Consider the following 24,441-nt stretch of genomic DNA (forward strand, 5'->3'; position numbering starts at 1 on the left):
TATAGCCGTGAGCACCTGGTCCTCACACCGCGCAAGTCCTAGGGGCGGTTCCGCAAGCGCCCGGGTCGCCACGACCGGCGGCGGCCCCGGGGAAGTACGGCGGCGGCTGCGGCGATGAGGGCGGCCAGGGCCACGCCTGCCGCAGCCAGGATCAGGCCGAGGCGTTGCGTGCGGGCGGCGGCCTCGGAGACCGGTACCCGGGAGACTTCCGGGACCGGGGCGGCCACAGCTGGCCCGCCGGAAGCGAGTTCCTCCGTCAGTGCCCGGTACGGGGAGACGATGCCGTGGCCGTAAGCGTCGCTGCGCCGCCCGCCCGGGGCCGGGTCGGCGGTGGCGAGCAGCCGGGCGGTGACCTCAGAAGCACGCAGCCCCGGGCGGTACTGGCGGATGAGGGCGGCACTCGCGCTCACGAACGCCGTCGCGAAACTCGTACCGCTGACCGTCGTGTGCCCGCTCTGCCTGGCGAGGGTGAGCACCCCGGCCCCGGGAGCGACCAGGTCCACATATGACCCGGTCTGCGACTCCGCGTACCGCAGGCCGGCCGCGTCGATCGCGCCGACGCCGATCACCCCGTCGTACGCCGCCGGATAGGGGACCTTCTTCCCGGTCGTCTCGTTGTTCCCGGCTGCCGCGACAACCACGGCGTCCCTGTCCTGCGCGTACTGGATCGCGGCCCGCAGCGCCGGGCTGTCGGCGTCCACCAGGGACAGGTTGATGACCTTCGCCCCGCTGTCCGCCGCGTACCGGATGGCTTCCACCAGCCCGGTCGCGCTCGCCCGGCCCGGGTCCGTGACGCGGAGCGGGAGGATGCGCACGCCGGGGGCCAGGCCGCGGAACCCGACGCCGGTGACGGCCCGCGCGGCGATGAGGCCGGCCACGCCGGTGCCGTGGCCCGTGCAGTCCTGTGCGCCGTCCCCGCCGGTACCGGCAAAGTCTTTTCCTGGCTCGACACGGCCCGCCAGCTGGGGCACCGCGCCGTCCACCCCCGAGTCGACCACAGCGACCAGGATCCCGGAGCCGGTGGCCAGCGGCGCGATCCGGTCCGCGCCGAGATACTGCTGAGCCCACGGCTTCGCGGCCGTGACCTGCCCTGGTGGCGCGCAGTCCGCAGCGCGTGCCGGGGCTGGGACGAGCAGCGACCCGGCAGCCAGAGCCCCGACCAGTACCCGCCGCATAGCCGACAGGGTAACGCCATCCGCCCGGAGGCGAGAGCCGGCAAAATCGGCGACCCACGATGTGGCCTGTGGGTTGTAAGTTATGGGCGTGGTGACCCCGGCGAATGAACTGGAGGCCGCGCTGCTGCAGGCAGCCGGCGGAGCTGGCACGGACGGGTTCCTGTCCCAGCTGCTCCTGGCCAGGGTGCTGCTGCCAGCCCCGGCAGGCCTGCGTTTCGACGTCCGGCCGGGCGATCCCGACTTCCCCTGGGCTCCTGAGCTGGTCTCCGGAGTGCCCCACCAGGCCGTCTACACCTCGCAGGAGCGGCTCGGCGACCGGCCGTCGGCCCGGGTGAAGTTCGCCCGCCTGATCGGTTCCTGGCCGGACGCCGCCTGGTCGCTCAGCCTCAATCCTGGTACGCCGTTCAGCGCCACCCTCCCCGGCGAGCAGGTCGTCGCGCTGGCCGGCTGGGCCGCCGAGGTCGGCCTGACCGGCGAGGGCGAGACGGGCGTCATGCCGGTGCCGCCGGCCGCGCCACCGGGCCCGACGATGATGGCCAAGCCGCTGACCCGCCGCGAGCTGGAGTTCTATCTCGAACGCGGCTACGACCGGGTCGCTGGCTTCGTCTACCGGCGGGCCGACATCTCGCACCTCACCACAGCACAGGCCATCTCGGCCGCCGTGGGCCGCGAGTTCACCGACTGCGTGCTGACCTGGGCTGCCCACCGGGAGGATCTGTACCGGATTCCGTACGGCGGCCGGGACGAGCAGGCCATGATCGCGATCGAGGGCTGGGTGATCGAGCGTGCGCCGTTCCGTGGCAGCGGGTTCGCGCCGGGGGAGAGCGGTGACGTGATTCCGGAGTTCAAAGTGGACAGTGCCCGGCTGCCGCACGGCGCGACGATCGGCCGCCTCAGCGGCGAGCTGATCGCCACCTTCGACGCGGACACCGACGGATGGCGGAGGTGAGCCGGGACGGCTTCTACGCCCAGTACCAGGGCGTGGAGTACCGGGCGAGCCCCGACGGGCCCTCCGTGCGGCTGTACACGCCGGAGCTGCTGGTCGTGCCGGTGGCCGAGGTCGAGCTCTACTACATCCGGACGATCTGCACGTGGCGTGGCGCGCCGTTCATCGTGGTCGGCGAGCACGAGCAGTGGCTGCGCGTCGAGTACACCGGCGGCAAGGCCCCGATCGCGGAGAAGCTCGGGCTGGAGGAGTTCGACTTCGGCGTCTACCAGGGCTGGGTCCCGCGCAACCAGATCACTGGGCTCCAGGAACAGCGGATCTGAGCCGGCCGGGGAGACGTATCAGGGGCGGAGCGCCCGGCCCCCGTATTGCCTGGCGTTCCGCCCCTCTGCCAATACCTTGCTGCACGGGGCTTGCCAGAACCTTGCCGTTCGCTTGCCGAGCCTGAACACAGGCTTGTGGTCCGCGACTTGCCCGGCTTGGGCGTGAAATGTTCCTGGGAAGACGAGAGTTCTATTCGGATTTCGCCCAGCGAATGATCTCGCCAGTGATGATCTCAGGGAGTTCCTGGTGCGGGAAGTGCCCGGCCCCGTCCAGCTGCCGCCACTCGTAGGGCGCGATCACGTACCGGCCGGAACCCTGTGCCGTCCTCGGCAGCACGCACGTGTCGAACTCGCCGTGCAGCTGGAGGGTCGGCGTGACGATCGGCTGCTTGAGCAGGCTCACGAACCGGTACCCGGAGAGGCGGAGCACGCTGCGCATCGCCCACCGGTACGCCTCCAGGGCGCAGAACGCGGCCTGCGGGATCTGGATCGCCTCCCGGCACCGGGCAGCGTACTCGGCGAAGTCGGCGGTGCCAGCCCAGGCCGGCCCGGCCCAGCGGCGCAGGTAGCTGCCGGCCAGCGCGGCGTTGTCCCGGGTGATCACGTGCTCGTACCGTGGCCGCTGGAACCTGATCAGGTCGGTGCTCGCCGCCAGCTGCCCGCGCGGGTCGGCGACCAGCGCCGTGCGCATCCGCAGCGGATGGGCAGCCCCGACCACGACCAGCTTCCGCACGAGCTTCGGGTGGAACGTGGCGGCCGTCCACGCGATCAGGCCGCCCATGTCGTGGCCCACCACCGTGGCGTGCCGCTCGCCCAGGGCGCGGATCAGGCCGGCCACGTCACCGGCCAGCGTGTACCCGTCGTAGCCCCGGGGCGGCTTGTCGGTCGCGCCGTAGCCACGGACGTCCACGGCGACCGCCCGGTACCCGGCCTCGGCCAGGCCGACGAGCTGGTGCCGCCACGTGTACCAGAACTCGGGGAAGCCGTGCAGCATCAGCACGAGCGGGCCGCTGCCGGCCTCCACGGTATGGAACCGGATCCCGTTCGCGTTGACGAACCGGTGCACCCAGGGGCCGTCCAGGAGGACAGCGGAGTCGTCGACAGCTTGGGCCAGCATGAGTTCAGCGTAGGTGCAGGTCAGGCGGCCACGAGTGTCGGCTACGTAAATTAGGGGAAATCTCAGGGCGGTGTGGGACCCCTCATGTCGCTATAGCGACATGAGGGGTCCCACGATCATCTCAGGCCCGGAGGAAAATTCGCGTCCGGAGGCGCAGCAACCCGGCGGCCAGCAGCGCGGCGATGAGCGAGCCGAGCAGCACGGCCGTCTTCATCCGCTCGGCCTGCTCCAGGCCGGGGAAGGCCAGCTCGGCGATCAGCAGGCTCACCGTGAACCCGCAGCCGGCCAGCACGCTCACCGCGACCAGATCCCACCAGCTCAGCTCGTCGGGAAGCTTGCCGAGCCGCAGCAGGTGCGAAGCCGCCGCCCCGCCCAGCACGCCGATCGTCTTGCCCAGCACCAGGCCGGCCACGACGGCCCAGGCCACCCGGTCGGCGGTGAAGGCCTTCATCGTGGCGGCGTTGAGTGCGACGCCTGCGGCCATGAAGGCGAAGACCGGTACGCAGAATCCCGCACTGAACGGCTGGAGCTTGTGTTCGAGCGTCTCCGCCGGGGCGTGCTCCTCGTGCGAGTCGCGCTTCACCCGGGTGAGCAACCCGACGGCCACGCCGGCGATGGTGGCGTGCACGCCGCTGGAGTGCAGGAACGCCCACGCGGCGACACCGAGTCCGATGTAGAGCCACAGGCCGCGGACCCGTAGCTGCTGGAGCACGCCGTAGGCCACGAGGGCCGCCACGGCGGCCAGCAGCCACCACCACGACACCGAGGCGGTGTAGACGACCGCGATGAGCAGGATCGCGCCGAGGTCGTCGACGACGGCGAGCGAGAGGAGGAAGACGCGGAGGCTGCTCGGCAGGTTCGACCCGGTCAGGGCCAGCACGGCCAGCGCGAACGCGATGTCGGTCGCGACCGGGATCGCCCAGGCCTCCGTGCCGCCCGGCGCGCCCCACGCGATCGCCAGGCACAGCGCCGCAGGGACGACCATGCCGCCGAGCGCGCCGAACACCGGGAACAGCGCCCGCCGGACGTCGCGCAGCTCGCCGACGACCAGCTCCCGTTTGAGCTCGAGCCCTGCGACCACGAAGAACACGGTCAGCAGGCCGTCCTTGGCCCAGTTCTCCAGGCTCAGGTTCAGGTGGAGGGCGTCGAAGCCGAACCGGGTCGCCCGGAGATCCTCGTAGAAGCCCGACAGCGGCGAGTTCGCCAGGATGAGGGCCAGCACGGTCGCCGACACCAGCAGCAGGCCGCCGATCGTCTCGATCCGCAGGTATCTGACCACTGTGCCCGCCGCGCCGCTCGCCCGCTTGCGCAGCTTGCGCCGGGCTCGTTTCAGCTTGGCCTGCCGCCCGGCCTCGGGGCTGACCGCGGCGTGCTGGTGCCGCTGGGAACGCTTCTGTTCGGGACGGCGGGACATCGCATGATCGTATCGGCACAGCAAAAGGGGCGTTCCAGACTTCCTGGAACGCCCCTTCAGTACTGGTTGTTACTTGGTGCGGGTGACCTTGATGATCGCCGGCACGTACTGGCCGTTACCGTCCAGCAGGATCTCCACCTTCACGCCGGAACCGGCGACCTGCACCGAGTTCCACGGGTTGGAGGCGTCCCAGTAGCGGTTCGGGTCCGAGTCGTCGAACACGGCCACGCCCGGGCGGGCCGGGGCGGTGACCTCGGTGCCCTTGCCGTGGAACGTCACGGCCGAGATGCCCTTGCGGCCGAAGGCGCCGTCGAAGCCCTGGAGCCGGTTGCGCAGCTTGGTCTTGGCGGCGTCCGGCAGGGTGATCGGCGCGGGGCGCGCGTCGACCGGCAGAGCCATGCCGTGACCCGGGTGGGCCTTGGTGTTGTTGTCGCCGTACTTCGAGTCGACGTACCAGACGAGGGTGCCGGAGAAGAACGGGAACCGCTCGACCCAGTCAGCCTTCTCCGGGAAGCCGAAGTTGTACGGGCCGTTGCGCAGGGAGGCGTCGTACGAGGTGTACTGCCGGTTCTCGATCAGGTAGAAGTGCGGGTTCTGCTTGACCAGGGCACCGTCGACCAGGATCTGGAAGCCCTTGGCCGACCAGCCGGCGTCACCGGACTCGGCGCCGTCGGTCCACGCGACCGTGCCGTTCTTCACCACGGCGACGTTGTCGATCATGACGCCCTTGCCGTGGGTGTTGCCGTCGGTCACGTACTGGTAGCGGAACTGCACCTTCTTGCCGACGTAGGCCGACAGGTCGAACGAGATGTCGACCCAGCCGCCCGAGTTGCCGTCGTACCGGTTCGGCAGCCGCGTCCACGTCTTGCCGTCCGTGGACACCGCGCCGTACAGGTAGTCGTAGCCCGACTCGGTGTCGTACCAGACCTTGGCGTTGACCGAGGCCGTGGTGGCGCCGGTCAGGTCGACCTCACGGGCCAGCCGCGAGTTGAGGTCGTCGCCCTCACCGGAGAACCACTCGCCCTTGCCGGCGAACGGCTTCTCGTACTGCACGGTCTCCGGCCGGTTCGGCAGCTTGACCATCGTGGCCTGCTTGAACGGCCACGGGGTGGCGGCAGCGCCGAGCGCGTGCACCGAGTTCTTCTTGTCCAGCTCGACCACGTCGTAGTCCAGCCAGCCCAGCTGCAGCTTCTCCAGCGGGCCCATGAAGTTCGGCCGGTCGCCGATGTTGTCGTGAGCGGTGTTCAGCCAGGAACCGCCGGACATCACGGTCCAGAAGCCGGTGCCGTTGTCGCCGCCCCGGGTGTCGTAGTAGTCCGGGATGCCGATGTCGTGCGCGTACTCGTGCACGAACACGCCCAGCCCGCCGTTCTCCGGCGAGGTGGTGTAGCGGCCGACCCAGATCCCGGTGTCGCCGATCTGGTAACCACCCTGGGCGTTGTACGCCGGGCCGGTGTTCGGGTTCTCCGGGTCGATCGCGTAGGACGAGTGCGACCAGATCGCGTCGTCGCCCTGCGCGCCGCCGCCGGCCTCCTCGCCAGCACCCGAGTGGATGATCTGGACGTGGTCGAGGTAGCCGTCCGGCTCGTTGAAGTCGCCGTCCTCGTCGTAGTCGTTGCGGTCCCACACGTCATAGCGGGCGAGGAACTGCTTGATCTGCGCGTCGGTCTTGCCGGCCGCCTTCTGCACCGCGTACCACTTGGTCACGGTGTCGCCGACGAAGGTCGGGTAGCCGGTGTCCTCGTGCTCGTTGTTGCCGTACCGGGCCTCGTTGTAGTCGAGCTTGACCCAGTCGAGGACCTCACCCTCCACCGTGTACCGGCCGCCGGACTGGCGCAGGTAGAAGTCGGTGATCGAGTCGCCGGTACCGGCCTTCGCGTACATCTTCTGCTGGAAGTAGTCGCGCGAGGCGTCCTTCGTCCAGGCGGTGCTGTTGTCGTCGGTGGCGTTGCCGTCCCACACCCGGTCGGGCTCGGGGATCTGGTTGTGCAGCGGGCCGGGGGTGCCGCCGTGCATGGTCTGGTCGCCGAACTCGGCGAGGAAGGTCAGCAGCTGCGCCTTCTCCGGGGTGCCCCACTGGACCCACCTGCCGTTGGCGAGCTGGACGCCCTTCGACGTCCCGCGCTGCTGGACCGAGGCCTCACCTGCGAAGACCCGGTTGAGCGCCTCCTGCTTGTCCGCGCGCTCCTGGCGCATCTGCGGGGTCATCAGCTCGTCAGGCCGGTGGTTGCGGTGTGCGTCCTTGTCGGCGGCAGGCGGGGCCGCCGGGGCGTCCTTGCCTGGGCTGGCCTGCACCGCGCTGGTCAGGCCAGCCGCGAGCAGCCCGGTCGCGAGACCGGCGACGAGAACTCTCGTGCTCTTGCGCACGCGTACCTCCCCTTTCTCGTGGAGCCCGCGTCATCGCCCACAGTGGAAGCTCTTCGTGTGAGCCGCACCACGGTGACGACGCGAGTATTGCCGAGATTGGCAGAAGGTACCTTAAGGAAGTAGCGGCGTTGAATAACGTTTCCGTTACATGCGGGCGCCCCGGGAAACTTTTTCTCCCGGGGCGCCCTCTTATGGAGTTACGCGAAAGTGATTCGGTTCGCGGCCGGCGGAGCCAGCGGGTTCGACGGCGAGGAGTTCGCGCCGAGGTAGGCGGTGAAGGCGTCGATGTCGAGACCGCCGACGAGCTTGTTCGTGCCCTTCGCCAGCTCGGCGAAGCCGTCGCCGCCGTCAGCCAGGAAGTTGTTGATCGTCACCCGGTAGGTCGCTGCCGGGTCGATCGGCGTGCCGTGCAGCTTCAGGTCGGACACGGAGGTCCGGCCCGTCATCGTGTAGGTGAAGCCGGCCGAGACCTGGAGGATCTTGTTGCCGGTGCCGCTGTTCGGGCCGGTGACCTGCTGCTCCAGCACCGTCTTGAGCTGGGCGCCGGTCAGCGAGACCGTGACCACGTTGTTGTTGAACGGCTGGACGGTGAAGCACTCCCGGTAGGTCACCACGCCTTCGCCCTCGGCTCCGGACGGGAGGAAGGTCAGCGGGGCGCGGATGCCACCCGGGTTCATGAGGGCGATCTGCGCGCCACCCTTGTCCGGGGCTGCCGTCGCGGCGAGCTGCGCGTCGGCGACCACGTCACCGAGCGGGGTCTCCGGGGTCGGCGTGTTCGCGTAGGGAATGTCAGCCGAGATGTGGCCCATGACCCGGTTCGCGATCGGGCCGAGCGCGGTGTTGTAGTGCGTGATCAGGTCGAACGTCGGCTTGTCCTTCTCGACGTCGCGCGTGACGATTTTGTTCTGCGCGGAAACCTGGACGATGTCGTCCTTCCACAGGTCGAACTTCACGTTGATATCGGTGTACTCACGGCCGAAGGAGCTGGCGCTGGTCACCATGCGCGGCCGGCCCATCGGGTCCGGGACGCTGCACACGTACGACTGGTGCGTGTGGCCGGTGATCACCAGGTCGATCGACGGGCTGAGCTTGTTGGCGATCTCCACGATCGGGCCGCTCAGGCCGAGGCCGCCGCCGGAGTTGCAGTCGTAGTTGTAGATCGGGCTGGCGGGCATGCCACCCTCGTGCAGCAGCACGACGATCGCGTTGACGCCCTTCTTGCGCAGCTCGCTGGTGTAGTGGTTGGCGGTGACAACCTCGTCGCGGAACTCCAGGCCGGCGATGCCGGACTTGGTGACGATGTCCGGGGTGCCCTCCAGGGTCATCCCGATGAAGCCGATCTTCACGCCGCCGCCGAAGTCCTTGATCCAGTACGGCGGGAGGATCGTCTTGTTCTTCGCCTTGTCCACCACGTTGGCCGCCAGGTACTGGAACCCGGCGCCCTCGTAGCTCTCGGTGCCCTTGCAGCCGTCGACCGGGTGGCAGCCGCCGTTCTGCATGCGCAGCAGCTCGTCGCGGCCCTCGTCGAACTCGTGGTTGCCGACGGCGGTCGCGTCGAGGCCGAGCTGGCTGAGCGCGGTCACGGTCGGCTCGTCGTGGAACGCCGCCGACAGCAGCGGCGTGCCGCCGATCAGGTCGCCGGCGCCGACAGTGGCGGTGCGCTGCTTGCCCGCGCGGGCCTGCTTGAGGTGGGTGGCCAGGTACTCGGCGCCGCCGGCGTTCACCGTGACCGGCTTGCCCTGGGCGTCGATACCGGTCTGCACGCGGCCGGAGGAGCCGCTCGGCGGTTCGAGGTGGCCGTGGAAGTCGTTGATCGCGAGGATCTGCACGTCAGCGAGGGGGCGCTGCGCGCCTGCGCTGGCCGGCTGCTGCGTGGTGAGCGCGACAGCGGCGAGGGCTGAGGCGGCCACCGCTGAGACGAGGAGTCTTCTCATGCCCGGCAGCATAGGGCTCAGCCCCTACTGATGGGTAAACGGACTGCTGCCGCCATACGCCTGACCAGGGCTGATCTTGTACATGCCACCGGACATATGCTGAATGTCCATAGTCTCGCCAGCGCGATGCCAGCCTCTTTCGGCGCAGCCCGAATCAGCTCGACGGCCCCGGTGACCGCGGGGCACAGTGGGCTGGCGGGGCCGATCACGACCCCGCCAGCCGCCGTCACCTAGTAGGTGGTCGGGCTGGTGCCGTAGAAGTAGGGGGTGTGGATCTCCACCTGGTGCTGGTAGGAGTGGCCGGCCACCTTCGGCACCCGGTACGCGCCCCACTTGCGGCCGGTGGTGCAGGTGTACCCGAACCACGGGGTGTAGGTGCCGGTGTTCAGGTCCTTGACCCGGCTGTAGGCCTTGCAGGTGGAAGGCGTGCTCGGCTTGGCGTTGATGTAGAAGTCCGGGTAGACATAGACGCCGTCGTCGGCCTGGCAGGTGCCGATGCTCCAGCCGTTCTGGGACTTGTTGTTGCAGCCCCCGCCAGCGGCGGCTGCCGGGTTGGCGGCGGTGGCGACGAAGCCGCCGGCGAGCAGCGCCGCGAGGGCGACAGTGGCGAGCTTGCGCTTCAAGGCGTACCTCCTATGTGGATGGATCCGTCAGCGCAAAGCCTCCGGCACCCGCCTCATCGCGTTCTAACTCAGAACTACCGACGATCGACGACACGGGGGACGTGTGCATCTCGGAATGGGCGTGCAGATCAGGGTGCTGGGGCCGGTGGAGCTCTGGCGGGACGCGCAGCGGATCGTGCTGGCCGGTCACCGGATGCGAGGGCTGGTGGCGCTGCTCGGCGCGCACAGTGGCTACCTGACCAGGGACACGCTGGTCAGCTACCTGTGGGACGACCCGCCCCGCACGGCCGTCCAGCAGCTCTACAACTGTGTGAGCGCACTGCGCTCCCAGCTCGGCCGGCACGGCTGGCGGATCTGCCGGGAGGGCGGCGGGTACCGGATCGAGGCCGGCCCGGAAACCAGCGACCTGGCCTTCTTCCGCCGGCTGCTGGACCAGGCGCGCGCCAGCCAGGGCGCGGAGGCGATCGGCCAGTACGAGCGGGCGCTGGCTCTGTGGCGCGGCCCGGCCCTTGCTGACCTGGGCGGGGAGCGGTTCGCGCGGCTGGCGACGGGCCTCGACGAGCTGAGGCTGACCGCGACGGAGGAGTACGCGGAGCTGCTGGTCCGGGCGGGCGAGCCGTGCCGGATGGTGGCCGACCTGGCGATGCTGGTGCAGGAGCACCCGGTCCGTGAGCGGCTGGCCAGGTGTTACATGCTGGCCCTGCACGGCTCCGGCCGGACGGCCGACGCGCTGGACGCCTTCCGGCGGCTGAGGTCCCGCCTGGTCAGCGAGTACGGGATCGAGCCGGGTGCCGGGGTGACATCGGCGCACCTGGACATCCTGCGCGGCTGAGGCGGCCGGGCCGTGCCGGTACCGGGCGTGCTGGGCGCACCCGGTACCGGCATGCAGGCTCAGTCCTCTGCGGACGTACCCGACTTCAGGCCGGCGGTGATCAGGTTCATGATCGACTGGTCCTGGAGGGTGGTGACGTCGCCGAGGGTGCGGTTCTCCGCGACGTCACGGAGCAGCCGGCGCATGATCTTGCCGGACCGGGTCTTCGGCAGCTCCGGCACGATGAGGATCTGGCGCGGCTTGCAGATCGGGCCGAGGGTCTTCGCGACGTGGCCGCGCAGCGCCTCGGTGTCGCCATCGACGCCACCCCGCAGGATCACGAACGCGACGATGGCCTGGCCGGTCGTCGGGTCCGTCGCGCCGACCACGGCGGCCTCGGCCACGTCCGGGTGGCTGACCAGCGCGGACTCCACCTCGGTCGTGGAGATGTTGTGGCCGGAGACGAGCATGACGTCGTCGACGCGGCCGAGGAGCCAGATGTTGCCGTCCTCGTCGCGCTTGGCGCCGTCACCAGCGAAGTACATGGTGTCGAAGCGGGACCAGTACGTGTCGAGGAACCGCTGGTCGTCGCCCCAGATCGTCCGCAGCATCGACGGCCACGGCTCGCGGAGCACCAGGTAGCCGCCGCCGCCGTTCGGGACGGACTTGCCGGTGTCGTCGACGACGTCGGCGGAGATGCCGGGCAGTGGGCTCATCGCGGAGCCGGGCTTGGTGTGCGTGACGCCGGGCAACGGGGAGATCATGATGGCCCCGGTCTCGGTCTGCCACCACGTGTCGACGATCGGGCACTCGCCGCGGCCGATGTGTTCCCGGTACCAGATCCAGGCCTCCGGGTTGATCGGCTCGCCGACCGAGCCCAGCAGGCGCAGCGAGGACAGGTCGAACCCGGCCGGGATGTCGTCGCCCCACTTCATGAACGTGCGGATCGCCGTCGGGGCGGTGTAGAGGATCGTCACCTTGTACTTCTCGACGATCTCCCAGAACCGGCCGCGGTGCGGGGTGTCCGGCGTGCCCTCGTACATGACCTGCGTCGCGCCGTTGGACAGCGGGCCGTACACGATGTACGAGTGCCCGGTGACCCAGCCGATGTCAGCGGTGCACCAGTACACGTCGGTCTCCGGCTTGAGGTCGAAGACGGCGTGGTGGGTGTAGGACGCCTGCGTCAGGTACCCGCCGGTGGTGTGCAGGATGCCCTTCGGCTTCGCGGTGGTGCCCGACGTGTACAGGATGAACAGCGGGTTCTCGGCGTCGAAGGCCTGGGCCTCGTGCTCGTCACTGGCCGGCGTGACGGTCTCGTGCCACCACAGGTCCTTGCCCGTCCACGCGACGTCCTCGCCGGTACGCCGGACGACCAGCACCTTCTCCACGCTCGGGCACAGCTTCACCGCCTCGTCGACGGTCGGCTTGAGTGCGCTCGGCGCACCCCGCCGGTACCCGCCGTCGGCGGTGATGACCAGCTTGGCGTCCGCGTCAGCGATCCGGCCGGACAGCGCGTCGACGGAGAACCCGCCGAACACGACGCTGTGCGTGGCGCCGATCCGCGCCGTGGCCAGCATCGCGACGGCGGCCTCGGGGATCATCGGCATGTAGATCGCGACCCGGTCGCCCTGGCCGACGCCGAGGCCGGTGAGCGCGTTGGCCGCCCGCTTGACCTCGGTCAGCAGCTCCGCGTACGTGATCGTGCGGGTGTCGCCCGGCTCGCCCTCCCAGTGGATCGCGACCCGGTCGCCGAGCCCGGCGGCCACGTGCCGGTCGAGGCAGTTGTACGCGACGTTGAGCTGCCCGCCGACGAACCACTTCGCGAACGGCGGGTTGCTCCAGTCCAGGGTGGTGTCCCACTCCCTGGCCCAGGTCAGCCGCCTGGCCTGGGTCTCCCAGAACGCGAGCCGGTCGGCCGGCTGCGCGTCGCTGGTCACGTTGGCGTGCTCGGCGAGCCCGGCCGGCGGGGCGAACCGGCGGGTCTCGGACAGCAGGTTCTCCAGTGCGTCGCTCATAGTTCGGCGTTCCTCCGTGCCGTCGTTCCCTGTGCACACAGGCGTGTGATCCAGGCGTGTGATCTGGCGCTCAGCTCAAGATAGCGTGCTCAGGCTGCTCGATAAATGCTCGGTCCAGGCCTTTTCCGAAAGGATTCGAGCAGCAGTGCGCATCCAGGATCGGATACTCGGGTCAGTGCCGGCTCAACAGGACATCAACGAGCCGGGTGGCGGGGCCGGGCGGCGGTGACCGGCGGGTAACGTCACGCGTCATGACGAACGGAGCACAGCTCACCCCGCTGCTGGACCTCGCGGACATCTCCGAAGCGTTCACCGAGGCCAGGGCACGGGTCGACGCGGCCTTCCGGCACAGGGCGATGCGCCGGCAGGGCCCGCAGATCGCCGTCGAGGCCGGGCTGCGCGACGCCTGCGCCAGCGCCGCGCTCGACGGCCAGGCGTACGAGCTGGACGACGTCCGGGCCGGCACCGCGCTGAACCCGGTCGTGCAGAGCGCCCTGCGCGTCACCCAGGCCCTCGACGAGCTGTCGGTGACCTGGCAGAAGGCCCCGCGTCAGGCGCTCGCCCGGCTGCACGTCCTCGCCGGCCGCGGCATCGTCGCCGACGAGGAGCTGGGCCGCCCGGAGCCGGGAGCCCAGCCACGTCTCGACCTGCTCGCGGACCTGGTGACCAGCAAGCGGGAGGACACGCTGCTGCTCGCGGCCGTCGTGCACGGCGACCTGCTGGCCGCCAAGCCCTTCGGCGCGGTGAACGGGCTGGTCGCGCGGGCCGCCGCCCGGCTGGTCCTGATCTCCGGCGGCCTCGACCCGCGTGGCCTGCTGCCGGTCGACGTCGGCCACCGGGACCGCGAGCCGGAGTACCGGGGTGCCTCCGCGACCTTCGTGACCGGTACACCCGATGGTCTGCGGTCCTGGTTGAAGCACTACGCGGCGGCGGTCATCCGGGCGGCGGAGGAAACGGAAGCGATCAGCGACTCGCTCATGTCCCAGGGAGAGTCGTCCTAGGGAAGAAGCCTGGTCGCGACGTCGGCGGCGGGAATCCCGCTGTCGATGGACTCCGGGTCGCCCTGCGCGAGGTCACCCTTGGCGACCTCGGACCAGGTCTCCGCGATGGCGGTGAAGAGCGCTGGCGACAGGCCAGCCTCGGCCTGCGTGGTGGCGATCTCGTGCATCTCGCCGACATAGCGGTGCGCCTTGGTCGCGGCCTTCGCCACATCTCGCGGTTCGATCCTGGTCAGATCATTCAGAACCGCATCCAGTACTCCGTGACGCTGCGCCGTCACCATCGCGTGCACGTAGAGAGCGGCCGTTCCCTTGTAGACGCTCGCCGTGCACATCTTGACCGCGCTGGCCGTGCCGAGCTCGGGGCCGAGCAGGGTCGGCACGACGCCCGTCCACGGCAGGCCGGTCACCTCGGCGGCGCGCGGCCCGGAGAAGTAGAGGATCGTCCCGTCGGCGACGGAGGGCGGCGGCCCCGAGATCGAACCGTCGACCAGATCCAGGCCGTTCAGGGCCTCGGCGACGGCGTTCACCGTGGACGGCGAGATCGCGTTCATGTCCACGACCAGCGGCCGCGCGCCGGTACGGGCCGCAGCTTCGGCGATCTCGGTCGCGGCGCGGACGGCCTCGGCCGGCGGGATGACGACGAGGATGACGCCGGCGGCCTCGACGACCGCGTCGAGGCTGGGCAGCAGGTCCATGCCCTCGGCGAGGCGTGCCGTCCGGGCGGAGCGCCCGGCGACGGTCGCGACGACGCGCGCGCCACCACGGTGCAGGGCCAGAGCGAGACCGGATCCCATGTACCCGGGGCTGACGATGCCGATCACGGAGTTGGCAGACATGAAAGGGACGGTACCTCTACAGTCCGAAGCACCGTCCCACCATCTGCACGTCCGGCCGGGTGATCATGCGTGCACCTTGATCGTCGAACCAGGACCACTGCTGGTGTCCTGGGCGACGCGCCTTCCCGCGGCTGGTCGCGCGTGGGTGCCCGGTGGCCGTGCTACGGAACTCAAATCTTGCGGTGAACGGGTTCATCAAATGAGATCCGCTACAACCTTTGTACGCCGCTTTACCCGCTGCCGCCAGACAATCCCGGCAAGCTGTGACGGCTGGGGTTGATGAGACGCCCTGGCCAGCGGGGCTTACTTAGGGTAGGAACTTGCGTATGTCTTTCGTGGTGACGCCAGCGGGCTTTGAGCTGCACGGGAAGCCCTTCCGGGTGCTGTCGGGCGCGATGCACTACTTCCGCAGCCTGCCCGCGCAGTGGCCGCAGCGGCTCCGCATGCTCCGCGCGATGGGCCTGAACACCGTCGAGACGTACGTGGCGTGGAACCACCACGAGCCCGTCGAGGGGCGGATCGAGCGGCTGGACGAGGTCGCCAGGTTCCTCGACGACGCGGCCGGGGCGGGGCTGCACGCGATCGTCCGGCCCGGGCCGTACATCTGCGCCGAGTGGGACAATGGGGGCTTTCCGGCCTGGCTGACCGGTTCCGGCGTGCCGCTGCGCTGCCACGACCAGCGGTACCTGGCCCCGGTCGAGCGGTTCTTCGCCGCGCTGATGCCGATCGTCGCCGAACGGCAGGTCACCCGGGGCGGCAACGTGCTGATGGTGCAGGTCGAGAACGAGTACGGCTCGTACGGCTCCGACCAGCGGTACCTGCGGCATCTCGCGGACGTGCTGCGGGAGTACGTGGACGTGCCGCTGTTCACTTCGGACGGACCCGAGGACCACATGCTGACCGGCGGCTCTGTCCCCGGCATCCTGGCGACCGTCAACTTCGGCTCGGACGCGAAAGCCGCCTTCGCCAAGCTCAGGCAGCACCGGCCAGACGACCCTCCGATGTGCATGGAGTTCTGGAACGGCTGGTTCGACCACTGGGGCGACGAGCACATCACCCGGCCGGCGGACGACGCGGCGGCCAGCCTCGCGGAGATCCTGGAACTGGGTGGGAGCGTCAACCTCTACATGGCGCACGGCGGGACGAACTTCGGGACCTACGCGGGGGCCAACCGGGGCGGGCGCTTCCACGACGGCGAGTTCCAGCCGACGGTCACGTCCTACGACTACGACGCGCCGATCGACGAGCGTGGCGGGCCGACGGCCAAGTTCTGGGCCTTCCGGGAGGTGCTCGAAAGGTACAATATTGGTACTTCTGGTCTTCCTGAGGCTCTTCCTGACGTGGAGCCGCTGCCTCCGGTGCTCGAACCGCGGGCGGTGACCCTGGGGGAGGCTGTCTCCTGGCGGGCGGCGCTCGGGCCGGCAGTGAGCAGTCCCGTGCCGCTGTCCTTTGAGGACCTGGGTGTCGTGCACGGCCTGGTCTGCTACCGGGCGGAGCTTCCGGGCCCGAGGCAGGGCTATCCGCTGACTGTGGACGGTCTCGCCGACCGCGCGCACGTGTTTGTCAACGAAAAGTACGAAGTTACATTCGAGCGTGACGGGCTTAACAGCATCGACGACGTTCCCGGGCCGGCCGTCGTGGAGCTGCTGGTCGAGTCGCTGGGCCGCGTCAACTACGGGCCGCGGACGGGCGAGACGAAGGGTTTCCGTGGCCTGCTGCACGAGCGGCAGTACGTGCACGGCTGGTCGGCATCCCTGCTGACCTGGGACGATGTGCCGTGGGGCGCCGGTGTCACGTGCGATGGCCCAGTGTTCACGCGCGGCTCGCTCGACGTGAACGAGCCCCGTGACGGGTATTTGTCTGTCCGCAGTGGACAACGCGGGTATGTATGGGTTAATGGCTTCCTGCTGGGCCGCTACAACGCCAGCGGCCCGCAGCATACTCTGTACCTACCGGCACCGATCCTGCGAACCGGGGCGAATGAGGTCGTTGTGCTGGAGCTGGATGGTGTGGCACAGTCCGCTGTGAATATCGAAGGGGAGGCGGGTTAGCCCTGCTCGCTGACCGAGGGAGTGGCTGGTGAAGGCGAGCCCGCGGGGACTTGACTGGTTCCAGGACGCCCGTTTTGGAATGTTTGTTCACTGGGGACTGTACGCCCTGGTCGGGCGCGGCGAGTGGCACATGTTCTCCGACCGCGTGCCCCCCGCGCGGTACCGGCAGCTGGCCGATCACTTCTACGGCGGCGAATGGGACGCGGCCCGGCTGGCCGACCTGGCGCTGGAAGCCGGGCAGCGGTACATCACCATCACCGCCCGGCACCACGACGGGTTCGCGCTGTTCGACACGGCGCTGTCGGACTTCAAGGTGACCAAGTCGCCGTTCGGGCGCGACGTGCTGGCCGAGCTGGCCGACGCCTGCCGGGAACGGGGCCTCGGGCTCGGTGTCTATCTGTCCCTCGTGGACTGGTCGCATCCCGGGTACCGCGACTGGCGCGACAACGACGCGTGGAACTCCTACCGCGAGTACCTGTTCGGGCAGGTCAGGGAGGTCTGCACCCAGTACGGGCCGCTCGTGCAGCTCTGGCTCGACGGCGACTGGCCACACGCGACCTTCTCCCGCGAGCACCCCGGCTTCTTCGCCGGCCGCGCGGACTTCCACTACCCGCAGCTGTACGCGGCAGTGCACGCCGCCCAGCCCGACGCCGTGATCGTCAACAACCGCCACTCGACGCTGCTGCCCGGCGAGGACATCCAGTGCTTCGAGGGCGACGTGAACCCGGCGCAGGCCAGCGGCGAGATCCCGGCCGAGACGTGCATGGCGATGGACGCGAGCTGGGGATACGTGCCCCACGACCAGGTACGCCGCACGGCCGGGCAGCTGGTGGCCGGCCTGGCACGCGTGGCCGGCTACGGCTCGAACCTGCTGCTGAACGTCGGTCCCACCCAGTCGGGCAGCGTGCCGGCCTCCCAGTCGGCCCGGCTGCGCGGCATGGGCGGCTGGCTCCTCGAACACGGCGAGGCCATCTACGGGACCCGGATGGGCTACGGCTCCGGCCAGGGCTGGACGTCGACCCGCAGGGAGGGTACCGACTACATCCTGCTCACCACGGCCGCGCCGGAGATCACGGTGCCGTTGCCGGACCCGGACCGCTTCCCGTGGGTGCAGGCGATCGGGGACCGGGTGCAGTCGACGACCGTCCGGGATGGACAGCTGCACGTGGTGCTGGCTCCCGGGGACTATCCGGGCGTCGTCAAGCTGACGTGACGCCTGGTCCTGGCTGCTGTTGCACGCGCTACGCGGCTGTGGTGAGGCGGGCCGCGCGGCGGCGCCGGCCGTACCAGTAGGCGGCGGCAGCCCCGCCGATCGCCACGGCTCCGATCGCGACGGCGGCCATCGGCACGGCTGGCTTCTCGCCGAGCATCCGGCGGCGCAGGGGAACCGGATGGCGGAAGATCAGCACCGGCCAGTCATGCTCCGCGGCCGCTTTGCGCAGTCCCCTATCCGGGTTGACCGCTGTCGGATGTCCGACACATGACAGGAGTGCGGCATCGCTGATCGAGTCGGAGTAGGCATAACACTCCGTGAGGTCGTACCCCCGCTCGGCGGCCAGCCCCGTCACCGCGATCGCCTTGTTCTGCCCGGCGGCGTAGAACTCCACCTCGCCGGTGTAGTGACCGTCAGCGACGACCATCCGGGTCGCGATCACATCCGTGACCCCGAGCAGCTCGCCGATCGGCCGCACCATCTCCTCACCGGACGCCGACACCAGCACGATGTCCCGGCCCGCCGCGCGGTGCTCGGAGATCAGCGCGGCGGCCTCCGCGTAGATGTACGGATGAATGAGCTGGTCAAGCGTCTCGGCCACGATCTGCCGCACCTGGTCGACCCGCCAGCCCCGGCACAGCTGCGCCAGGTAGTCGCGCATCCGGTCCATCTGCTGGTCGTCGGCGCCGGTGCGCTGGTAGACGAGCTGCGCGTACGCCCCGCGAAGGACATCACTGCGGGTAATCAGGCCATCCCGATAGAACGGCCGTCCAAAAGCCAAGGCGCTCGACTTGGCGATGACGGTCTTGTCGAGGTCGAAGAACGCAGCGCTGCGGCCCACGGCCGGAGTCTAGAGCCTCGGGGCCAATGACGTCGTAGCAGGGGCCAGATCCGAAATGACTATGGCCCCTCGACTATGTAGGCCAAGTCAGGCATGCTGGTCATAGTCATAGCCCCCAGTAAGACCCCTCGGTGGTCACACCCCCCGTGACCGCTGAGCCGGTTCGGCTCAACCCCCCCGGAGCCGAACCGCACGACGACCCCCGCCACCCCCCGGCGGGGGTCGTCCTTATGTGATGCACAGATGTCTGGCTGTCCATCCTGGTCAGAGCCTTGATCACTTCCCTGTTGCCGCTTGGTGACTGGCGGTTGATCTTCGGAAGCCAGCGAAAGCCGGCAAGCCCGTCCAGAGTCCGCGTATCCGGTCGTGGCCGGGACGCGGGCAGTGTCCGGGTGGCTGGGAATGGCCGGTGTCCGGTCGCGTCTCAGGAATCGCCGGACAGGATTCACTCGGAGTTCGCCGGTCACAAGCCAAGTCGCATCCCCGTGTCTCAGGTCGTGGGACCGGGCTTTTTTCTGCGTGGAGTATTTCCGGTTATTCAGAGAGGTCCGGAGGTCCGGATCGCTGCGCAGCAATTCACGGGGATACCGGTGGTTCATGTGCGGGCGAAAGATTTTCCTGTACTGGTGAGCGAGGGCTGAGGGCCGGGCTGCGGTTGCCGGCCGGTTCCGTGCTCCGGCTCCGGAGTTGGTGCAGGCGCGGGGTCGCGTGCTGGGTTGTATGCGGCTTCGTGCTCGGTTCCCGGGTGGTCCGAGCGTGGGTTCGTGGGCGCTTCGTTCACGGTTCGTGGGCTGTTTCGCACGTGGGTTCGCACGTGGGTTCGCACGTGGGTTCGTGCGCGGGTTCGTGTGCGGGTTCGTGCACGGCGAGGCTTCGACCTGCGTTAATGCCCACAGAGTTATCCACAGGCCCCGCAGTTGTCCACAGGCCGCCCTTTCCCGGTACCCGGCGACGGCAGGCTGACCCGGTCAGTTCCCGCCGAGGCCGGGAGAGGGCCGTCCCCCTCGCCCTCTCCCGGCCACTATCCGTACCGCCGACCAGGGAGGCCAGGTGGAAGAACACCGGTCGTTGATCGTCACGGCCGACCCGCACCTGCTCGACGAGCTGCTCCGGCTCACAGCCGCGGCCGGCATCCTGCCGATGGTGGCACCGGACGTCGTCGCGGCCCGGGCACTGTGGTCGGCCGCGCCGCTCGTGATCGTCGGCGGCGACCAGGCGCAGGCGTGGGCCAGGGCACGGCTGCCCCGGCGGCCCCGGACGGTGCTGGTGCTGACGGGCGAGCCCGACGGGCAGCTCTGGCAGGTCGCCGAGTGGCTGGGCGTGGAGCACGTCGCCGCGCTGCCCGCCGCCGAGCACTGGCTGATGCAGAAGTTCGAGGCACTGGCCGCCGGCCGTCCGGTACCTGTGATCGGAGTTGTCGGGGGCCGGGGCGGAGCCGGGGCCTCGGTCCTGGCCGCCGGGCTCGCGGTGACAGCGGCCCGGCAGGGCGCGCGAGCACTGCTGGTCGACGCCGACCCGCTCGGTGGCGGCGCTGATCTGGTACTGGGCTGGGAGAACCTCGACGGCCTGCGCTGGCCGGAGCTGTCCCGCGCCGAACTGGGCAAGCTACCGGCTGGCGGGCGGCTCACCGTGCTCGCCCAGGGCCGCGACGAACCGGTCGACCTGACCGGTGACCTGGTGGACGCTGCGGTACGGACCGGCCAGCAGGGCTGCGACCTGATGGTGGTCGACCTGCCCCGGACCTTCGACGAGGCGGCGCGCCGGGCACTGGAACACGCCGACCGCCTGCTGCTCGTCGTACCAGCGGAGCTGCGTGCCTGCGCGGCGGCGGCTCAGGTCGTCCTGCGAGCCGGCCCGCAGCGTGCCCCGATGGAGGTGGTGGTCCGGCTGCCCTCGCCGGGGCGGCTGCGCCCCAAGGAGGTCGCGCGGGCGCTCGGGCTGCCGCTGGCTGGCGCGCTCCGGTCGGAGCCCGGGCTGGCAGCGGCTCTGGAGCAGGGCACAGCGCCGGCGTCGGAGGGACGCGGGCCGCTCGCCGAGCTGTGCGAGCACCTGCTGAGCGGAGCGGGGAAGCCGATATGGCAGTCGTGACGACAGGGTGCGCGGTGTCGCCGGGGAGCGTGGGATGAGTGATCTGACTGGGCCGCTGGGCGTCCTGCTCGCGGACGAGCGGGTGACCGACATCCTGATCAACGGTCCGGGAGAGGTGTGGGTCGACCGGGGATCCGGGCTGGTACGCGGCCCACGGCTCCGGCTGGGCGGTGCCGCCGAACTGCGGGCCTACGCGCAGCAGCTGGCCGCCTCGTGCGGGCGCCGGCTCGACGACGCGAGTCCGTGCGTCGATGCCCGGCTGCCGGATGGGAGCAGGCTGCACGCGGTGCTGCCGCCGATCGCGCGGCGCGGGCCCTACCTGTCGCTGCGGCTCTACCGGAGGCAGTCGTTCGGCCTGGCCGACCTCGTCGAGCCGGGAATCGCCGAGCTGCTGTCGGCCATGGTCAGAGCCCGGCTGGCGTTCCTGGTGACGGGCGCGACCGGTTCCGGGAAGACGACACTGCTGAACGCGCTCCTGGGCGAGGTACCGCCGACAGAGCGGATCGTGCTCGTCGAGGACTTCGCGGAGCTCCGGCCACAGCATCCGCACGTGGTGGGGCTGGAAACCAGGACGTCCAACGTGGAGGGTGCCGGATCGGTCGGGCTGGCTCAGCTCGTACGGGAGGCGCTGCGGATGCGGCCCGACCGGATCGTCGTCGGCGAGGCCCGTGGCGCGGAACTCGTTGACCTGCTGGCCGCGCTGAACACCGGCCACGAGGGCGGAGCGGGGACTCTGCACGCCAATGCGCCGGCCGAGGTGCCGGCGCGGCTTGAGGCGCTAGGCCTGCACGGCGGGCTCGGGCGTGCGGCGCTGCACGCGCAGATCTCGGGGGCGTTGCAGGTGGTGGTGCATGTCAGCCGGGTACCGGAAGGGCGGGCTGTCACGGAGATCGGCCTGTTCCGGGCCGGGGATGACGCCCTGGTGGTCGTGCATCCGGTGTGGGCACGTGGCTGGGGCCCCAGCACCGCCGCGCCGGACCTGGCCCGCCTGCTCGCCGCACGCGGAGTCGAACGAACGCCGGCGTTGCTGACAGGTGACGCGCGATGAGACGACGGATTGCCGGATGGGCCCAGCGGTACCGGGAGCGGTTCGTTGCCGTGACGCTGGGCGGGCGGCGATGGCTGGTGGTGGTGCTCGGTGCCGTGGTGGCAGGCGGGGCGGGGCTGGCGGTCAGGGGGCCTGTGGCTGGGCTGCTCGCGGCCGGGTACGCGGCGCTCGCCGTCCGCGCCGTGCTGAACCGGCGGCTGACCAGGGCGCACCGGCGAGTACAGGAATCGGCGTTCGACACCGTGACAGGGCTGGCAGCCGACCTCCGGGCGGGGCTGCCTCCGCTGGGGGCTTTGGCTGCCGCGCTTGATGAGCTGGGTGGACACAAAGGACTGAGCGTGCCTGAGGCTGGTGTGCCCGAGATGTTCGCTGTGTTGCGGGCCGATCGGGTGGTCGGGCGGATCGCCGGACGGGTACACGTGGCGTGGCGGCTCGCGGAACGTACCGGAGCACCACTCGCCACGACTCTCGACCTCGTGGTCGCCGATCAGCGGGCTGAACGGCAGGCGCAGGACCAGCTCACCGCTCAACTCGCCGGGACACGGGCGACAGCGGCCATCCTCACCGTCCTGCCAGTCTTCGGGCTGCTGCTCGGGAAGGTACTGGGCGGAGATCCCGTCCGGGTACTGCTCGACACCGTGCCGGGGGCCGTGTGCGCGATCCTGGCGCTGGGACTGCAGGTAGCCGGGCTGCTCTGGACGGACAGGCTGGTCCGTCATGCGGGGTAGCGAGGGCGGCACCGGTCGCGCGCGGCGAGTCCGGGGGAGGCGCGTCCGGACCCGGCTTCACCAGCTTCGGCTGCCGGGCGGGCCGGTCCACCGGCGTCCGGTCGCGCCAGCGGTACTGGTCTCCGTGACGGCTGGCCTCGCGGTCGCCTCGTACACCGAAGGCTGGCCCGGGCGCATCGGTGCGGTGCTGACCGGCCTCGGTACCTGGGCGGGAATCAGGAAGCTGGAACCAGCCGGAGCGCGCCGGGAACGGCTGCGGATCGAGGCTGACGCGGCGTTCGCGGCTGATCTGCTCGCCGGAGTACTCCGAGCCGGGGCGCCGCCGGCCGCTGCCGCGCAAGCCGTGGGCGCGACCCTCGGCGGGCCACTGGGCGAGCGGCTGACGTCCGTGTCCGTCGGGCTCCGGATGGGACGGCCGCCTGCTGAGGCCTGGGCTGCCGTCGCCGGTACCCGCTCCGGCAGCAGGCTGGCCGCCGCCGCGATCCGGAGCAGCGAGAGCGGGTCCGGGCTCGCCGTGAGCCTCGACCGGCTGGCCGGCGAGATCCGCGCCGAACGGCTCGCGTCGGTCACCGGCCGGGCGCATCGGGCTGCGGTGCTGGTCGTCCTGCCACTCGGGCTGTGTTTCCTGCCCGCGTTCATGCTCGGCGGGTTCGTACCCGTCCTGATCACGATCCTCCACCAGGTGCTGCCGTGAGCAGTGCCGGCGAACAGAAAGGACGCTGATGTCTCAGCTGACACTCCGACTGATCAAGATCCGTTCCAGGCTGCGCGGGGACGCCGGGATGTCCACCGCCGAGTACGCCATCGGCGTGCTAGCAGCCGCCGCGTTCGGGGCGGTGCTGTACAAGGTGGTCACCTCGTCCACGGTTCAGACCGCGTTGACTGCCCTGATCGAGCGGGCGCTGAAATGAGAGCCAGGTACGGGAAGCGGGCCGGCGACAGCGGCTCGGCAACCGTGGAACTCGCGATAGGCCTGCTGTCGGTGTCAGTCTTCCTCGTCGCGGGACTGGCCGGTATCAGCGCCATCACCGCCCAGCTCCGATGCGTGGACGCGGCCCGGGAAGCCGCCCGTGCCGAAGCGCGGGGCGAACCAGGTGTCGCGGCCGGTCAACGGTCGGCCCCAGCCGGGGCGACGATCACCATCGGAGGCAACGGAAACACGGTCTCCGCCAGGGTCGCCGTGGTGGTGTACCCGCTGGGCGGGCTGCTGCCCTCGATACCGGTCAGCGCTGAGGCGGTGGCGGCCCGGGAGCCCGGGGAGGAGACGCCATGACCCGAGCTTGCGAGGCGAGCCGGGTATCCGTGACCGAGTGGCGTGAGCGGGGGTCGGCCTCAGTCATCGCGATGGGTACCGGTGCGCTCCTGCTGAGCGTCGGCCTGGCTTGCATGGGCATCGGCTCAGCGGTCGTCGCCCGGCACCGGGCCGGCAGCGCGGCCGACCTCGGGGCTCTTGCCGGGGCGGTTCATGCGATGGCCGGGGCCGAGGTTGCCTGCTCGGAGGTGGAGGAGATCGTCGCAGCCAACGGCGGGCGGGTCGCTTCGTGCACTGTGGACGGGCTCGACGTGCTGGTGGCTGTGGAGGTGAGGCCTGCCGGGTACGCAGGACGGTTCGGGGTGGCCCGGGCTGTTGCCCGGGCTGGGCCGTTGAGCGCGCCTGGGTGAGGGGGAGCTAGCTGGACTGGGGGTGGGCTGGTTCTGGGCTGGTGAGCTGGAGCCGTCTGCTGGGCAGTGCGGTGCGGGCACGTTTGGGCTGGCTGGCTGGCTGGAGGCTTGGAGGTGTCTCTGGGGTCGAGGCTGGTTGGTCGCTGAGGGCGCTGGTTCTCTGTCGCCACGGTGGTGTCGGCGCGGTTGGGGGCGGGCGTTGGTCCTGGGTGCGTTGGGCGTGGGGTAGGGCGATGCTGCGGAGTGCC

The 24,441-nt window shown here is 70.2% G+C and carries 22 protein-coding genes; 13 read left to right on the forward strand and 9 right to left on the reverse strand.

Annotated elements, in window-relative coordinates; translation table 11 throughout:
• Positions 1–38: 38 nt before the first annotated feature.
• Positions 39–1,175, reverse strand: a complete 1,137-nt coding sequence (gene mycP / locus A3G1_RS0125065) for a type VII secretion-associated serine protease mycosin (RefSeq protein ID WP_018352247.1) — start codon at positions 1,173–1,175, stop codon at positions 39–41.
• 88 nt (positions 1,176–1,263) lie between these two features.
• On the opposite strand from mycP, the gene A3G1_RS0125070 reads away from it, so the two are divergent.
• Both A3G1_RS0125070 and A3G1_RS0125075 read left to right on the forward strand, forming a co-directional pair.
• Entirely contained in the window at positions 1,264–2,124 is an 861-nt protein-coding gene (locus A3G1_RS0125070) for an SseB family protein (RefSeq protein WP_157641380.1), read from the forward strand.
• Positions 2,121–2,444, forward strand: a complete 324-nt coding sequence (locus tag A3G1_RS0125075; protein WP_026212496.1) for a hypothetical protein — start codon at positions 2,121–2,123, stop codon at positions 2,442–2,444. Before A3G1_RS0125070 ends, A3G1_RS0125075 begins: the two co-directional genes overlap by 4 nt.
• 190 nt (positions 2,445–2,634) lie before the next feature.
• Here the strand turns inward: A3G1_RS0125075 and A3G1_RS0125080 are convergent, their stop codons facing one another.
• The 5 genes from A3G1_RS0125080 to A3G1_RS0125100 form a co-directional block, all read right to left on the reverse strand.
• Positions 2,635–3,561, reverse strand: coding sequence for an alpha/beta fold hydrolase (locus A3G1_RS0125080; RefSeq protein ID WP_018352250.1), 927 nt, complete (start codon positions 3,559–3,561; stop codon positions 2,635–2,637).
• Positions 3,562–3,682: 121 nt separating this feature from the next.
• Positions 3,683–4,975 carry a Na+/H+ antiporter NhaA gene (gene nhaA / locus A3G1_RS0125085; protein WP_018352251.1) on the reverse strand — a complete coding sequence of 431 codons (1,293 nt, stop codon included), beginning with the start codon at positions 4,973–4,975 and terminating at the stop codon, positions 3,683–3,685.
• A 69-nt stretch (positions 4,976–5,044) separates the two neighbouring features.
• A complete protein-coding gene (locus A3G1_RS0125090) occupies positions 5,045–7,342 on the reverse strand; it encodes an immune inhibitor A domain-containing protein (RefSeq protein ID WP_018352252.1) in 2,298 nt (765 codons plus the stop codon).
• Between the two features lie 197 nt (positions 7,343–7,539).
• On the reverse strand, positions 7,540–9,276 hold the full coding sequence (locus A3G1_RS0125095; protein WP_211216386.1) for a bifunctional metallophosphatase/5'-nucleotidase: 1,737 nt from the start codon (positions 9,274–9,276) through the stop codon (positions 7,540–7,542).
• A gap of 230 nt (positions 9,277–9,506) precedes the next feature.
• A complete protein-coding gene (locus A3G1_RS0125100; protein WP_018352254.1) occupies positions 9,507–9,899 on the reverse strand; it encodes a hypothetical protein in 393 nt (130 codons plus the stop codon).
• 103 nt (positions 9,900–10,002) lie between these two features.
• Here A3G1_RS0125100 and A3G1_RS36755 point away from each other — a divergent pair, with 103 nt between their 5' ends.
• The gene (locus A3G1_RS36755; RefSeq protein WP_157641381.1) at positions 10,003–10,731 is read left to right on the forward strand and encodes an AfsR/SARP family transcriptional regulator; all 729 of its coding nucleotides are present in this window, start codon (positions 10,003–10,005) and stop codon (positions 10,729–10,731) included.
• 59 nt (positions 10,732–10,790) lie between these two features.
• On the opposite strand, the gene acs is transcribed toward A3G1_RS36755, so the two are convergent.
• Positions 10,791–12,725 carry an acetate--CoA ligase gene (gene acs / locus A3G1_RS0125110; protein WP_018352256.1) on the reverse strand — a complete coding sequence of 645 codons (1,935 nt, stop codon included), beginning with the start codon at positions 12,723–12,725 and terminating at the stop codon, positions 10,791–10,793.
• 251 nt (positions 12,726–12,976) lie between these two features.
• Here acs and A3G1_RS0125115 point away from each other — a divergent pair, with 251 nt between their 5' ends.
• A complete protein-coding gene (locus A3G1_RS0125115; RefSeq protein ID WP_018352257.1) occupies positions 12,977–13,726 on the forward strand; it encodes a Fic family protein in 750 nt (249 codons plus the stop codon).
• Here the strand turns inward: A3G1_RS0125115 and A3G1_RS0125120 are convergent.
• Positions 13,723–14,562: an NAD(P)-dependent oxidoreductase gene (locus A3G1_RS0125120; protein WP_018352258.1), complete on the reverse strand. Its 840-nt coding sequence runs from the start codon at positions 14,560–14,562 to the stop codon at positions 13,723–13,725. The two genes, A3G1_RS0125115 and A3G1_RS0125120, sit on opposite strands and share 4 nt — an antisense overlap.
• 326 nt (positions 14,563–14,888) lie before the next feature.
• On the opposite strand from A3G1_RS0125120, the gene A3G1_RS0125125 reads away from it, so the two are divergent.
• Together A3G1_RS0125125 and A3G1_RS36760 are read left to right on the forward strand one after the other, a co-directional pair.
• Entirely contained in the window at positions 14,889–16,613 is a 1,725-nt protein-coding gene (locus A3G1_RS0125125; RefSeq protein WP_018352259.1) for a glycoside hydrolase family 35 protein, read from the forward strand.
• A gap of 28 nt (positions 16,614–16,641) precedes the next feature.
• On the forward strand, positions 16,642–17,826 hold the full coding sequence (locus A3G1_RS36760; RefSeq protein ID WP_281167855.1) for an alpha-L-fucosidase: 1,185 nt from the start codon (positions 16,642–16,644) through the stop codon (positions 17,824–17,826).
• A gap of 28 nt (positions 17,827–17,854) precedes the next feature.
• Here A3G1_RS36760 and A3G1_RS0125135 read toward each other — a convergent pair whose 3' ends face one another.
• Positions 17,855–18,667 (reverse strand): HAD family hydrolase, encoded by an 813-nt coding sequence (locus A3G1_RS0125135; RefSeq protein ID WP_018352261.1) that lies wholly within the window; start codon positions 18,665–18,667, stop codon positions 17,855–17,857.
• 1,050 nt (positions 18,668–19,717) lie between these two features.
• Between A3G1_RS0125135 and ssd the strand changes: the two genes are divergently transcribed.
• From ssd to A3G1_RS0125170, 7 genes are read left to right on the forward strand one after another with little or no spacing between them, the layout of a single operon-like run.
• Positions 19,718–20,755: a septum site-determining protein Ssd gene (ssd, locus tag A3G1_RS0125140; RefSeq protein ID WP_018352262.1), complete on the forward strand. Its 1,038-nt coding sequence runs from the start codon at positions 19,718–19,720 to the stop codon at positions 20,753–20,755.
• A 34-nt stretch (positions 20,756–20,789) separates the two neighbouring features.
• The gene (locus A3G1_RS36765; RefSeq protein ID WP_018352263.1) at positions 20,790–21,803 is read left to right on the forward strand and encodes a TadA family conjugal transfer-associated ATPase; all 1,014 of its coding nucleotides are present in this window, start codon (positions 20,790–20,792) and stop codon (positions 21,801–21,803) included.
• On the forward strand, positions 21,800–22,531 hold the full coding sequence (locus tag A3G1_RS36770) for a type II secretion system F family protein (protein ID WP_245563588.1): 732 nt from the start codon (positions 21,800–21,802) through the stop codon (positions 22,529–22,531). Before A3G1_RS36765 ends, A3G1_RS36770 begins: the two co-directional genes overlap by 4 nt.
• Complete coding sequence (locus A3G1_RS36775) at positions 22,521–23,225, forward strand: type II secretion system F family protein (RefSeq protein ID WP_083937092.1); 705 nt, start codon at positions 22,521–22,523, stop codon at positions 23,223–23,225. Before A3G1_RS36770 ends, A3G1_RS36775 begins: the two co-directional genes overlap by 11 nt.
• A 28-nt stretch (positions 23,226–23,253) precedes the next feature.
• On the forward strand, positions 23,254–23,442 hold the full coding sequence (locus tag A3G1_RS36780) for a DUF4244 domain-containing protein (RefSeq protein WP_018352266.1): 189 nt from the start codon (positions 23,254–23,256) through the stop codon (positions 23,440–23,442).
• Positions 23,439–23,804: a TadE family type IV pilus minor pilin gene (locus tag A3G1_RS0125165; protein WP_018352267.1), complete on the forward strand. Its 366-nt coding sequence runs from the start codon at positions 23,439–23,441 to the stop codon at positions 23,802–23,804. The genes A3G1_RS36780 and A3G1_RS0125165 overlap by 4 nt, the downstream gene beginning before the upstream one ends.
• Complete coding sequence (locus A3G1_RS0125170) at positions 23,801–24,193, forward strand: Rv3654c family TadE-like protein (RefSeq protein ID WP_018352268.1); 393 nt, start codon at positions 23,801–23,803, stop codon at positions 24,191–24,193. Before A3G1_RS0125165 ends, A3G1_RS0125170 begins: the two co-directional genes overlap by 4 nt.
• The last annotated feature ends 248 nt before the right edge of the window (positions 24,194–24,441 follow it).

This window comes from Longispora albida DSM 44784 (assembly GCF_000379825.1).
Taxonomy (GTDB): domain Bacteria; phylum Actinomycetota; class Actinomycetes; order Mycobacteriales; family Micromonosporaceae; genus Longispora; species Longispora albida.